The organism is Chamaesiphon polymorphus CCALA 037 (assembly GCF_003003845.1).
In the GTDB taxonomy this organism is placed as follows: Bacteria; Cyanobacteriota; Cyanobacteriia; order Cyanobacteriales; family Chamaesiphonaceae; genus Chamaesiphon; species Chamaesiphon polymorphus.
Map to the genome: position 1 here is coordinate 1 of NZ_PVWO01000116.1, position 13174 is coordinate 13174.

The 13174-nt window shown below is 45.3% G+C and carries 11 protein-coding genes; 5 read left to right on the forward strand and 6 right to left on the reverse strand.

All coding sequences use genetic code 11. The features are described 5' to 3' along the window. The 4 genes from C7B77_RS11215 to C7B77_RS11230 form a co-directional block, all read right to left on the reverse strand. On the reverse strand, nucleotides 1–776 hold a 776-nt coding region (locus tag C7B77_RS11215; RefSeq protein WP_106304240.1), incomplete at its 3' end, for an O-methyltransferase. Continuing rightward, nucleotides 773–2014, reverse strand: coding sequence for a sedoheptulose 7-phosphate cyclase (locus tag C7B77_RS11220; protein WP_106304243.1), 1242 nt, complete (start codon nucleotides 2012–2014; stop codon nucleotides 773–775). The genes C7B77_RS11215 and C7B77_RS11220, both read right to left, overlap by 4 nt. Nucleotides 2015–2140: 126 nt before the next feature. Beyond that, nucleotides 2141–2932: a TauD/TfdA dioxygenase family protein gene (locus tag C7B77_RS11225; protein WP_106304246.1), complete on the reverse strand. Its 792-nt coding sequence runs from the start codon at nucleotides 2930–2932 to the stop codon at nucleotides 2141–2143. 35 nt (nucleotides 2933–2967) lie between these two features. Beyond that, the gene (locus C7B77_RS11230) at nucleotides 2968–3636 is read right to left on the reverse strand and encodes an HAD family hydrolase (RefSeq protein WP_106304249.1); all 669 of its coding nucleotides are present in this window, start codon (nucleotides 3634–3636) and stop codon (nucleotides 2968–2970) included. Between the two features lie 775 nt (nucleotides 3637–4411). Here C7B77_RS11230 and C7B77_RS11235 point away from each other — a divergent pair. The 3 genes from C7B77_RS11235 to C7B77_RS11245 are packed head-to-tail and all read left to right on the forward strand — an operon-like array spanning nucleotide 4412 to nucleotide 7513. Beyond that, nucleotides 4412–4681 carry a hypothetical protein gene (locus C7B77_RS11235; protein WP_106304251.1) on the forward strand — a complete coding sequence of 90 codons (270 nt, stop codon included), beginning with the start codon at nucleotides 4412–4414 and terminating at the stop codon, nucleotides 4679–4681. Beyond that, nucleotides 4668–4895, forward strand: coding sequence for a hypothetical protein (locus C7B77_RS11240; RefSeq protein WP_106304254.1), 228 nt, complete (start codon nucleotides 4668–4670; stop codon nucleotides 4893–4895). The genes C7B77_RS11235 and C7B77_RS11240 overlap by 14 nt, the downstream gene beginning before the upstream one ends. Nucleotides 4896–4942: 47 nt before the next feature. Beyond that, nucleotides 4943–7513: a polynucleotide kinase-phosphatase gene (locus C7B77_RS11245; protein WP_106304257.1), complete on the forward strand. Its 2571-nt coding sequence runs from the start codon at nucleotides 4943–4945 to the stop codon at nucleotides 7511–7513. A 42-nt stretch (nucleotides 7514–7555) separates the two neighbouring features. On the opposite strand, the gene C7B77_RS11250 is transcribed toward C7B77_RS11245, so the two are convergent. Continuing rightward, entirely contained in the window at nucleotides 7556–9076 is a 1521-nt protein-coding gene (locus tag C7B77_RS11250; protein WP_106304260.1) for a DUF6745 domain-containing protein, read from the reverse strand. A 167-nt stretch (nucleotides 9077–9243) separates the two neighbouring features. Here C7B77_RS11250 and C7B77_RS11255 point away from each other — a divergent pair, with 167 nt between their 5' ends. Beyond that, nucleotides 9244–9600: a hypothetical protein gene (locus C7B77_RS11255; protein ID WP_106304263.1), complete on the forward strand. Its 357-nt coding sequence runs from the start codon at nucleotides 9244–9246 to the stop codon at nucleotides 9598–9600. Nucleotides 9601–9661: 61 nt separating this feature from the next. Here the strand turns inward: C7B77_RS11255 and C7B77_RS11260 are convergent, their stop codons facing one another. Continuing rightward, nucleotides 9662–11101: a hypothetical protein gene (locus tag C7B77_RS11260; RefSeq protein WP_106304266.1), complete on the reverse strand. Its 1440-nt coding sequence runs from the start codon at nucleotides 11099–11101 to the stop codon at nucleotides 9662–9664. A 285-nt stretch (nucleotides 11102–11386) separates the two neighbouring features. Between C7B77_RS11260 and C7B77_RS11265 the strand changes: the two genes are divergently transcribed. Further along, nucleotides 11387–13174, forward strand: a 1788-nt coding sequence (locus C7B77_RS11265; RefSeq protein WP_146138270.1) for an alpha-mannosidase, incomplete at its 3' end; no start/stop codon positions are given.

The window sequence follows — 13174 nt, forward strand, 5'->3', positions numbered from 1 at the left end:
ATCCGAGGATCGTCCGCGATCGTCTGGTTAAACGTGGCGATCGCTACCCCATTCGCGGTAGACTCACCCGCTAAGTAGGGTTGCCCTTGCATCAGCGTATTATCAACACAGATAAAACCGTGCGATGTCAGCAAGTCATTGTCTAGCAAGAAATTCACATAGTCTACATAACCCGCCTTATCGGCATCGATAAAGACTAAATCGAACGTCTCATTCACAGCGGCTAACTGTTCTAGCGTCACCATTGCGGGTGCCACTTTGACCGAGATCTTGTGCCCGCTCGGAGACTCGTTAAAACATGCCTGGGCAAACTTGGCCACATAAGCATCGACCTCGCAAGCCACCAATTCGCCATTATCTGGCAGAGCTTCAGCCATCGCCAGAGCTGAGTACCCAGTAAACATGCCGATTTCTAATACTCGCTGCGATCGGGTGACATGCACCAAGAATTTGAGAAATTGACCTTCGACATGTCCTGAGAGCATTTCTTGCTCTAACTGATGTCCGGTTTCGCGATCGGCAAACCGTTGGCTCCAGTCTTCGGCTTGAGTATGCCGCACGAGCGATGCTAAAGCTGGAGACTCTGGCGTTGTACAGTGACTGATGTATGGATCTAATCCACTTGCCAACTCGCAAGCTTGGTGCAATTCGGACTTCAGCTTGGGATCGATGTCTGAGGCTGCTAGTTGCTGACTCAGAGCTTCCAGTTTTGCGGCTAAAATCCCCAGTGGTGTCACGGGTCTGGGCGATTGCAAAGATGTAGAAACTAAGCTCATGCTTGTACCCCTACTGAAGTAGGCGCAACCGATTCTAATGACATAAACATGTCTTCACCATCGCCACCGCGCGGATAGTCACGACAGATTTCTTTGTGAATCGCTAGGTGCTCGTCTAACTCAGCCCTGGTCAGATCGTTAAGGAAAGAACAACTCCCGATCGGGTGAGGAACGGCTGCACGTAATAAGCCATCCCGCGTCCTGCCGATCGATTCTGTAGCTTTCCACAGCAATTCGGGAGTCAAATAAGAGCTATCGATCGCCAGACCGATCCGACTCATCAATCCTAAAATCCGATTGCGCTCGCCGACCGAAATATACCCCCGCCGTTGGGCAATGGTGGCGGAGAAGGCCATATCGATATTCACCCCATGACCGTGGAACATCGGAATCTCTGGCGTTAGCTCCAGTGTCGGACTCCAGGTGTGACCGTAAGCAATCACTCGATCGAGATCTAGCTCGTGTAAATTAGGTACTTCTAAACCGAGCATGGTCTCGATCGCATCATACGTGACCTTGTGCGCGACCTGCCGTAACTCTGGCGTGCCATTTAAGTAACCGAAGTGGGTATGCAACAGGTCTTCGCCGTGTTTTTCCAACAGCTCGAAGATGCCGTTGTTGGCAACCACAGCGATTTTAATCAGCTCTGCCATGCCATTACGCACCTGATCCACAGGTAGCGTCTTAAGAAACGAGAAGTCTAGAATCACCTTCTGCGAAGCATGATAAGCACCCAGTCGGTTCTTCAATTTACCGTGGTTGACGGCTACTTTGATCGCTACGCTGGCATCGATCAGCCCGATCAGCGTTGTCGGTACTCGGATATAGTTCGTGCGACGGCGATAAGTTGCACAAGCAAAACCCGCGACATCTGTGGTTAAACCACCGCCAACAACTAAAACGGGTTCTTTCCTCACCAAACCAAAATCTGCAAACGCATCGACAATTCTCTCAACAGACTGTAACGTCTTGTCTGTCTCCTTAATTGACACTGGAAAGACCGTTAGGTCGATTTGATAGTGCTGGAAATAGGCTTGGATCCGATCGCCATACAAACCATACACCACTTCATCTACGACCATCAGACAGCGACCGAATTGACGGTAGCTCTCGGCAATCTCTGCGTTCTCAACGGCAAATGCGCCATCGACATAGAGCAAACTAAAGTCAATTTTTTCGTATCCTTCAACATGAAAAGCTGTTTCCGTAGCCTTGAAAGTTGCCTGAACGTTAGTCATTGTATTTTCCTAATGTCTTTGATAGGTGCCACTCAATAGCTCTTTGTAAAACTTAACAATCTTTCTAATAATTATCAAGGCGAGCGATCGGATCTCCTTGCTGAATCCCCGCAGGGTTAGGCTCGCTCAGACAATCGGTTCGTCCAACACCATTCCCCGATGCAATAATCGATCGCCAATTACCTGTGAGTGGTCGGCACGATGCATCGTGCAACGGTTATCCCAGATTGCGATGTCGCCTGGTTGCCATCTGTGACGGTAAAGTCTGTAGTGCCGAATAGAGTGCTGATAGAGCAACCTAACGAGCCGCTGCGCTTTGTCTACCGCCATGCCAGAGATGGCCTGACAGCGTTCTGGGGTCGATAAAAATAAGGCCAATCGATCGGAAAGAGGATGCCGCAGAAACAAGGGATGCCAACTTTGGTTTTCTTGGCGATCGTCTAGAGATAGCCCAGACATGACATGCAGCACCCGCGCATCGGCAAGCTGCTCTTTGACTGTTGCGGGCAATGTCTCATAAGCACGGTACTGATCCGAAAATAGTGTGTCGCCACCCGATGCAGGGATAGTTAGAGCGCGCAAGGCCGTGAAGGCAGGCGGTCTGGCAACATAACTAGTATCTGTATGAAAAACGCTTCTGGGTGGCCGCTCTCGCCCGATATTGCTAACCACATTCAGCTCGGGTTGATGTGACACTGGGGTCTCTCCCGCTGTAAAAGTCATCGGCCCTAATCGACTCAGGAAAGCTACAAAGTCTGCATCACTAACTGCTTGCTTCCTAAATACGACCAAGCCATTACTCGCAATAACATGTTTTAAAGAAGCTAGATCTCGATCGTTTATCTCCGTAATTTTAAGCTCATTCACTTCGGCTCCAAATGGTGAAAGCGCACAAAAACTAATGTTTTCCTCGATCATAATTTCTTGCTGTACAGCTTACTCATTCGATCGCTTTAATTACTCATAATAAATTTTTGCAATTCATCGAAATCTAATCGATCGACCATGTAACTAGCTCTTTTAAAGTCGTGATGAGCGGTATTTTCATTCGGAAAAGCGATGCAATCTATACCCGCCGCGATCGCAGATTCTACTCCCCCTAAATTATCTTCAATTGCAATGCAATCAGCCGACTTCTCTCCCAACTTTTCTAGCGCGAAAGTGTAGGCAGCTTTATCTGGCTTAGGGCGATCTACGCTATCGGCATTTAAGATGAGGTCGAAATCAGTAATTTGAATACTCGATCGCAAAGCTGCCATCAGCAACAAAATATTTTCCTGAGTAGTCGTGGTTACAAAAGCCACCTTCAAACCCTGGCTTTTTGCACCCTGGATTGTTTCGAATACGCCAGCGCGAGGGTGCACCCGATCTGCGGTTAAGCTATTTTGAAAAAATTCGGACTTCGATCGATGAATTGCCGCTGCATCAACTGTTTGTCCGATCGCATCTGCGTATTCGGCAATGCGATCTCGACCGCCACTTTTTTCTAGCATGGTTAAATACTCTTCTCGATGCCAACACCAGTCGAGTCCATGAGCCTGAAAAGCTCGATTGAATGCTTGTCTTTGCAATTCGGAGGTATCCGCGATCGTACTAATAGAGCCAAAGAGAATAGCTGACATAGGATTCCTCAATTATTTATGATTATCAATTATCTATACTTAAGATATATCGCCTGATAATTGGCAACATTACAGCCCAAAAATACTCACAGCTTTGTGTTTGTGTCCGAAGTTGCTCGTGCGGATAATTTGCTTAACTGTCATAAATTCAGCCTGTTGAATTGCGACACCAAGTACCTGCAAAATGAGTTCGATCCTTTCTATGAGTTACATTATGTTTCGCCAGCATATTAATATCTTAAAATCATTGCAAGTCTCTGGCATCTATCGATAGGACTATTGACAATCGCTTCTGAAAGTTGTAGGTAACTTTAATCATGAAAAATTGCTGCATTGTTTTTAAATTAGACAATAATGTCGCGATCTTTTAATAAATTTCGCTTGCAAAACAATATTTTCAATTCGATATTTAGTATTACCTGGAGTCAAAGAAAAGGACAAGATCTCCCCTCGATCGTTAACGATCGGGTGTAATTTAGACCTATAGTTTATGTCTAAGTCTGTATTGTGAATATTTTTGTCGATCGAACTCACGTTAGATAGCAATCCTAAATGATTTGTGGGCGTTGCTGGATTGAGGGATGAAAAGCTAGAGGGAATAGCGGGGAGAAGAGGGTATCGAAGTGAGAAATCATGCCTTAAATCAGCAACGCCATATTTATTTTGAGGATGATGAAGATAAAATAGTAGAATAGGAAAACTCGATCGGTATTTCGTGACAAGAGATCGGTAGCTCGGATACAATTAGGTCATCGGCAATTTTAAGCAATACAGCATGAGTGCTACTTCTCCATCCAAAAATTTAAATGCAGAGATAGAAGCAGTTGTCAGCGAAAGGAAAAGAGCGATCGCTTACAGCATGGACTTACTCCTCCCTGGCTTGTACATCTGGATTGGAAATTATACTCTACGCCTGTTTGGAGAGAAGCCAGACGATACACCATACAAGTATCCTGGAATGTTAAATAGCCGATACGGGATAGCCTTAGTTCTTCCTGGCTACCGGATATTCACGACTTATCATCAGTCCTATGACCCTCGATAAACATCAAATCGATGGCATTGGGGGATTTAGCGAGAAAGTGTTACCAGCAAACCAGTTTGAAGAATTGATGACGAATGCTGGATATTCGATTTCTGGCTCTGCGCCAGCTCAAGGTAGAAGAGTTAAATTTTGGTGGATACATCTGACTTTCAGAACTGTCGAATCAATTTACAGCGAGGATAAAAGTATTGTAATTACTGCTTATCATGTATAAGTTGTTTATTGATGGTGAGATCGATCCGAGACTTGAGATAAGAAAATATGAAATTAAATATCCCCGAACTTTCTTTAGTCGTCCTCATCGGTGCATCCGGTTCGGGGAAATCTTCATTCGCACGCAAGCATTTTTTGGCTACCGAAATTATCTCATCCGATTATTGTCGATCGATCGTTTGTGACGACGAAACCAACCAAGCAGCGACTACCGATGCCTTTGAGTTGCTGCATTATATTGTGGCTAAACGCCTCAAGGCTGGCAGATTGACGGTTATCGATGCGACGAATGTCAAGCCCGAAGATCGCAAACCGTTATTGCAATTAGCCAAAGATTATCATTGCTTTGCCGTCGCGATCGTCTTTAATTTACCAGCCGAATTGTGTCACGATCGCAATCAACAGCGCGAGAATCGCGACTTTGGCATTCATGTTGTCAAGCGGCATACCGAGAACCTGAAAAAATCGCTACGTCATCTCGATCGCGAATTTCGTTACGTCCATATTCTAGCCAACGTCGAACAAGTTAATAACGTCGAAATCGAACGTCAACCACTCTGGAATAATCGTAAAACCGAAGCGGGGCCATTCGATATTATCGGCGATATTCATGGTTGCTGCGATGAACTCGAAATCTTACTCCAGCAGTTAGGTTACGAACCACACGCCGGACCACAACAGCCTTGCTGGGACTTTCCCACTTATAAACATCCTGGCGGACGACAGGTAATGTTTGTCGGCGATTTGGTCGATCGAGGCATCCGTAATGTAGACTCAATCAAACTCGCCCGCAACATGGTAGCGGCGGGGAGCGCGCTCTGCGTTTGTGGCAACCATGAATTTAAATTACTGCGCTATTTACGCGGCAAAAATGTCAAACTCAATCATGGTTTAGAGCTAACTGTCGCCGAAATTGAAGCTTTACCCGAACCACTCCAGACCGAATTTCGTGCCGAATTAGCGCAATTTATCGACTCCCTGATTAGCCACTATATCTTCGATGATGGCAAGCTAGTTATCGCTCATGCTGGCCTCAAAGAGGAGCTACAAGGCCGCACTTCCGGTCACGTCCGCTCTTTTGCCATGTATGGCGAAACGACAGGCGAGATCGACGAATATGGGCTACCCGTGCGCGCAAACTGGGCGCGAGAATATCGCGGCAAAGCGACGGTAGTCTACGGACATGTGCCCGTCCTAGAAGCGGAATGGCTGAATAACACGATCGATATCGATACGGGTTGCGTATTTGGCGGTAAACTAACGGCTTTGAAATATCCAGAGCGAGAGATCGTCCAAGTCCCGGCGGCGAAGGTATATTACGAGCCAATGAGACCGTTAGATGCAACCGCCAGCGAACGCACAGCCCAGCAGGAAGATGATGATATTTTAGACATCGCCGATGTCTTGGGCAAACGGTTTATTACCACCCGCCTGCAAGCAAGTATTGCCATTCAAGCAGATCGATCGATCGCGGCGTTGGAAGTGATGAGCAGATTTGCCGCCAATCCCAAATGGTTGATTTATCTACCGCCCACGATGTCCCCCGTCGCGACTTCCAAGCTACCAGGATATCTCGAATATCCCACCGAAGCCTTCGACTATTATCGATCGATGGGTATTAATGAAGTCGTCTGCGAAGAAAAACACATGGGTTCGCGCGCAGTTATCGTCATCTGTCGGGATGAAGCAACTGTCGAGCAACGGTTTGGGATTACTGGCGAAGGCATCGGCATCTGTTACACCCGCACGGGACGCAGATTTTTTGACAATTCCGAACTCGAAACTACTGTATTGCAACGCATTCGTGCGGCTCTAACTGCCAGCGACTTCTGGCAACGCTTAGAGACAGACTGGGTGTGCTTGGATTGCGAGTTGATGCCGTGGTCTGCCAAAGCGCAGGGCTTGCTCCGCGCCCAATATGCCCCCGTTGGTGCGGCGGCAAATCATAGTTTAGATTATGCGACGCAACTATTTCAACAAGCACTCGATCGTGGGATTGCCGTCGCACCCCAACTCGAAAAATTGCAGATTCGATCGAGTATGGCACACAAATATGTCGATGCTTACCGTCGTTACTGTTGGAATGTAGACTCGATCGAGGATTTCAAGCTTGCACCATTCCATATTATGGCTACCGAGGGCGCGGTACACACCGACAAAGATCACCTGTGGCACATGAACCAGATTGCGAAAGTGTGTGAATTTGACTCGATCTTACTCGCAACCACCCATCGCACCATCAATCTCCAAGACGAAGCCGCAGTCACCGCCGCCACCCAATGGTGGGAAGAGTTAACCCAAGCTGGCGGCGAAGGCATGGTCGTCAAACCGATGCAGTTTATCAATTCTGGTAGCAAAGGTCTGATTCAACCCGCTGTTAAAGTACGCGGATCTGAATATCTACGGATTATTTATGGCCCCGAATACGATCTACCAGAACATCTAGAGCGGCTGCGCCAGCGGGGTTTGGGTGCCAAGCGAAATCTGGCATTGCGGGAATTTGCCTTGGGGGTGGAGGCGTTGGAACGGTTTGCGGCGAAGTTGCCTTTACGTCAGGTGCATGAATGTGTTTTTGGCGTCTTAGCGTTGGAGAGCGAACCGATCGATCCTCGTCTGTAAACTCAATATTGGTGGCAAATTCAATTCCTGTTTTTAAGCTATTTATTCTAACGATTGTGTTCTCCACATCTTCCGCCAATTATCGATTTGTTCTGGATTGAATTTCTCAAAAATAGGATCGATTTTATCTAAATCCTGTTTGATTTCTTTTTTTCCCGACTGTTCGTCAAGCTCGACATAATAACTACCATCTCGATAACACTGCGCGATCGTAGCCATCAGGCTGCTAATACATTCGGCATATACAAACGGTTCTGAGTTTGGGAATTGACAATAAACATGAGAATATGGTCGGCGGATATTATCGCAGAGGACATAATATATTTCCTGTCGATCGCCATAAGAAATAGGCAATAGATAATCATTGAAATTTGGCTTGAAATTATCGACGGCCTTCGATAGTGGCTGAAAATCTAATCTGGGTGCTAGTTGATAATCTCCTAAGTACATACGATAGAATTCTTTTAGCTCTTCAGATACTTTAAATGGCAAATTTTTGTACATCCTTTGCTCTCTCTCATACCATCCTTCTAAATATTTACGATGTGCCTCCCAATCTACAACTTCTTCTAGAGTATAGTAACTTTCTCCAAGGCCGTAATAATCATAATAGTGAAAATTTAACCACCGATGAATATATCCTAATGAATATTCTATAAAATCAACACAGGTTCTAAGAGATTCTTGTTTACTATTCCAGTATCGATATTTTATGTCTGGCAACTCTTTGCTAAATTTTTTATAGCCAATACATATCAGCACACTGATAATAGATTCTAAATCTTCTGTGATGATGTTATTATCCTCATCAAACACGATCGATTCCGATTTCCATTCTGATGGATGAACTTGACCATATTTAGCAGGGATGACAGTACCACGATTGCAATAAAGTTCGTAGCCATCAGCATACTTAATGGCTGCCTTACCTTCAGCATGAGGAACTAGTTCTCGATCGAGATATAATTCTGAAGGTCGATCTATAACCAGACAAACCTTCTCATAAGTTATTAAATAGGGACATTCTTCGCATAACGTTCTAAGAATGTTCCATATTTCTGTATCAGGTCGATCGCTAATGTGGTCGATGTAAAAGTCAAAAGGCCAAGCATTAGTTCCCGATAGCTCATCGTCCAATGTTTTATGAAAATTCATATTGCGACCGCAATGAATATCGTAAACATGTAACTCGTACAATATACTGCACAAATTTTCAAATATGTGACCACGAGTATTGAATTGGAGATTATCTAGTGTAAGTCGAGGATCTAGATCGATAGTTTTGACTGGTGCTTTCTGCAAGGCAGCTATTATTTTGTCATACAGCAGACACTTTACACGAATAGGATATGGATTATCATCATAAGAAACCGATTGAAAAAATGAATTTTGCTCTAAAGATGGACTGCTTAGAAAAAATATTTCAGGTGGAGATAAATCGATTGCACGGTAAGCATCAATGATAGCATTGGTTGCTTTATCTCGATCGACTGGTTGGGTTGAAAAGAGGATCTTATCCCACTTTTCTATGTAGCAATCGATAATATTTTTATATTCCTGCATTTATTTATTTATTCTTGATTTACTGGTGGTGGTGAGGACAGATCCCCGACTTCTTAAAGAAGTCGGGGATCTGGGTAGCAGTATCTTTCTATTGACGATCGGAGTTAAAATAATTATAGAGCGAATACCATTACCCTCAACCGAACGATAAATATTCTCGAAATAGAATGACCGATAAACCTTCAATAGTAGAATTCAAAACAGATCGAATTGTTTGCATTGACAGAGAGAATTTACATCTGTTTGCTGAAGTTATAGATATCATTCAGATATCATCTCGCTGTTGGGTGAAACCGCTGGCGATCGCGAGATCCAATCCTGAAAGTTTTAACTTAGAATTCCTTCACGATCTGCGCGACGCGGCGCAATTAATTTTACCGACAGATCTTTTTCGGGATGCTTTAGATACGGAAGTTCTACCGCTGATTTCCGAATTATTTTATCCTACTAAAGATTCGATTCGATCAACGAATGCTCAAAGAGTACTATATCAATTTATTGCCGATCTATATCGCTTACCCTGAAGACTAATATCGATCGCATTAGCTAAAGCCCCATCATACAAACCTAATTATCAATTATCAATTAATTACGAGCGGGATTATTAGTAATTATCTCCCACATTTTTATCAGCCAGTTTTCGATCGCTAGGACGATGCGATCGAGCCATGCTAAGAATCGATCTAATGGCGATCGACTATAACCGATTAGTTCGGAATCTGCTTCGATCCAATCTGGAAAATATTCTGGATCTAAATCGACTTGCTTGGAGATTTTACCACCAGCTACATCTAGGCGATCTTCTGCATCTAAATTGACTTGTTTGGCTATTTTGCCAGTGGTTTGTTTGCGCCCTGAGCCTTGTTTTTTGAGGCTAGAGGTCTGTCTTTTGACAATTTCTGTATATTTGACTTTTTGGGGTTCTGGATCGATCGGAATTAGCTTAAATTCTGCTGGCTGATGGACGATATTACTATCTTGTTTCGACGGGATATGTAAATAATCGCGATAGTAACTAACCCATTTTTTAAGCCAATTTGGTTGGAGTTTGGTAAGAGTATCTAGAACCGGACGCTCTTGGATGGGGGTGGGTTGTGATTCGATAATTGGTGGGAGTTGTGGCAGATCTAGGAATCTATTCAGTCTTGGCGATCGGGGTGTGAATGGGTATTTAGACGATGGTAGTTCGAGCTGAACTTTTGGGGTAACAGGTTGAGATTCCGATCGATCGTTAGTAACATTTTGCCACCAATTCTGCAATCGATCGCGTAAAGTTGGCGATGGTATTTCTGGTTCGATTAGGTCGATTTTACCGTGCAACAATAAAGCTGGATTTGTCAAATGTTCGCGTTCGACTTCTAACCATCGATTGGTTGTTTCGTCAAGCAATACAGATCCCTCGTCAGATATTTGATGTTCAGCTCGATCTCTGGCGATTTTATCCGCACACCATCGATGCCAAGCGATCGCAATGTCGAGTCCAATCTGACGCCGAATTTCTTGTTGTTGAGAAATGGTGAGTAGATCTAATAGCTCGTTTTCGGTAGTTACTAAGACTAATTGTCGATCGCTTAATAACGAACTGAGTCCGCGAATAATTGGTTTGCGCGAGCGAACTTGACTGGATGCGCGGGAATTATAGGTGGCTGCTTGGCTTGGGTTGGCAACAAGTTCGCGCCCATCATTCCAGCTATTTTCATCGATAATAGACCAATCTTCTACTGTCAATCCGGCACCATCGGCTATCTCGATCGGATATCCAGCTTCGACGATCGACTCTAGAGCCTGTTCGATGTTAATATCGGAAGCTGGCTGCGGTAGTGATTTTTGTGGAGGTGGTGGCGCGAGTCGGGGTTGCAAGTTCTCTAGTTTCTGAGCCAGAAGCTGGAGCGGATAGAGTAAAATTTGACCAGTCCAAACAACTGCTACCTTAAGATGTCGCAAACCTTGAACGCAGGTATCTTTCAATCGATCGGTGCGCTTACTGATAAAGGTGAAGACTCGGCTTTGGTAGGTTCCAGACATGGGGTTTAGTTAATAATTGATAGTATGTAGGTTGGGTTGAGCAGCGACTCGCGCTCGTCGGCTTTGCCGACGGTTTAGCGAGTCAAGACAAAGCGAAACCCAACAGCACCAACAGTAGAGGCACAGATCGATCGTGAATAGCCGATAGTAAGTTGTTTTTAATTGCCAGAAGTAAATTTTGAGGCGATCGAGATCTTAATTAATACTTAAATTATGAAGATGGGTCTCAAAACTGAGCGCGATGTTGAGTTATTTTTTTTTAATATCTAAGATTTTAGCGAAACTATGAATGATTCCGAGCAAAGTTTTGTATCGTCGATTGAGATCTCCCTCGATCGACTGCGGAATCTCAGTCAGCGAGATCTTCTGGCTGGCTGGAAAATGTTTCTGGGGGCTGGCTCTGTAGATGCAGATCCGAATGATTGGGAACTGGCAAGCTTAAATCAAAAGGGGCAGATTGCTTGGGAACGGGGGCAACAGGAGATCTGGTTGGCGCAAAAGGTGGTGATGCCGATCGATCTCGATGGTTATCCTGTTACTAGTCTATCTTGTCGGCTGGCTTTTACTTGGTGGGCGGAGTTGGCGCAGGTATTTGTCGATGGGCGATTGGTGCAGGAGGGCGATTTATTCGACCATAGTCCGCGAGTGTTATTGATGTCCGCAGTGGTACCTGGAACGGCTGTAGACGTGCGGTTGAGGTTAATTAGTCCAGGACACGATATCGGTGCTTTGATGCGATCGCGGCTGATTTTTGAGTCCGCAGAGCCGACAAATCCAGAGCCGGGTTGGTTGGCGGATGAGTTGGCGACGATCGTAAAGCAGGTGGCGAGTTTTGCTCCGGCTCGGTTGGGTGAGGTGGCGGGAATTATCGATCGGATCGATTATGGTTTACTGGGGGTAGATAGTCGTCGGTTTATCGAACATATTCTACAGCTCAAGCAAGAAATTAAGGGGATCTTGGGCTGCGGTGGAGATCTACCCACCCCGCCCTTCGGGCACCCCTCCGAGGAGGGAACTTTTTATTCCAGCTCCTCGGAGGAGGGGATTTTAGTAAATAAGATTCAATTGTTGGGACATGCTCATTTGGATATGGCTTGGTTGTGGGAGGTAAGCGAGACTTGGGAAGCGGCGGAGCGGACGTTTCGATCGAGTCTGAGTTTACAGCAATTATTTCCCGATTTGACTTTTTGTCATTCTACGCCTGCGCTGTATGAGTGGATGGAACTAAACCAACCGGAAATCTTTGCAGGTATTTGTCAGCAGGTGCGGGCTGGTAAGTGGGAAATTGTCGGTGGGATGTGGATCGAACCAGATTTAAACTTAATTTCGGGAGAATCGATCGCGCGGCAGATTATTTACGGACAAGCATACAACCGATCGAGATTTGGCGCGCATACTCAAGTCGCATGGCTCCCGGATACGTTTGGATTTTGCTGGCAATTACCGCAGTTACTCCAGCAAGGTGGTATCGATTACTTTGTGACGCAGAAATTCTTGTGGAACGATACGACACAATTTCCGCATCAATTATTTTGGTGGGAAGCTCCAGATGGGAGCCGGGTAATGAGTTTGATGTCGTCGGCGATTGGCGAGGGCATCGATCCGTTGAAGATGATGGATTATGCCTGTAAGTGGCAAACCGATACGGGCATAAATGAGTCGCTGTATCTATTCGGCATCGGCGATCATGGGGGTGGGCCGACGCGTGATATGTTGGAATTAGCCGATCGATGGTCGCAGTCGGATGTATTTCCCGATCTAGAATTTACGACGGCGGTTAAATATCTGGATAAGTTGGCAAATAGAGCCGACAGTCAACTATTACCAGTGTGGCGAGACGAGTTATATCTAGAATTCCATCGCGGTTGTTTTACCACTCACGCCGAGCAAAAGCGATCGAATCGGCTCTGTGAGGATTTATTATATCAGGCCGAACTCTGGTCGTCGATCGCCTGTATCGTCAGTCAGCAAGATTATCCCGCAGATCTCAAACTGCAAATCGAGACAGCCTGGAAGCAAACATTATTCAATCAATTTCACGATATCATCCCCGGCCTGTCTCTTATACACATC

Excerpts from the sequence above, each read along its gene's own strand:
- C7B77_RS11220 (WP_106304243.1), bottom strand. The coding sequence starts at position 2,014 with ATGACTAACGTTCAGGCAACTTTCAAGGCTACGGAAACAGCTTTTCAT.
- C7B77_RS11225 (WP_106304246.1), bottom strand. The coding sequence starts at position 2,932 with ATGATCGAGGAAAACATTAGTTTTTGTGCGCTTTCACCATTTGGAGCC.
- C7B77_RS11230 (WP_106304249.1), bottom strand. The coding sequence starts at position 3,636 with ATGTCAGCTATTCTCTTTGGCTCTATTAGTACGATCGCGGATACCTCC.
- C7B77_RS11235 (WP_106304251.1), top strand. The coding sequence starts at position 4,412 with ATGAGTGCTACTTCTCCATCCAAAAATTTAAATGCAGAGATAGAAGCA.
- C7B77_RS11240 (WP_106304254.1), top strand. The coding sequence starts at position 4,668 with ATGACCCTCGATAAACATCAAATCGATGGCATTGGGGGATTTAGCGAG.
- C7B77_RS11245 (WP_106304257.1), top strand. The coding sequence starts at position 4,943 with ATGAAATTAAATATCCCCGAACTTTCTTTAGTCGTCCTCATCGGTGCA.
- C7B77_RS11250 (WP_106304260.1), bottom strand. The coding sequence starts at position 9,076 with ATGCAGGAATATAAAAATATTATCGATTGCTACATAGAAAAGTGGGAT.
- C7B77_RS11255 (WP_106304263.1), top strand. The coding sequence starts at position 9,244 with ATGACCGATAAACCTTCAATAGTAGAATTCAAAACAGATCGAATTGTT.
- C7B77_RS11260 (WP_106304266.1), bottom strand. The coding sequence starts at position 11,101 with ATGTCTGGAACCTACCAAAGCCGAGTCTTCACCTTTATCAGTAAGCGC.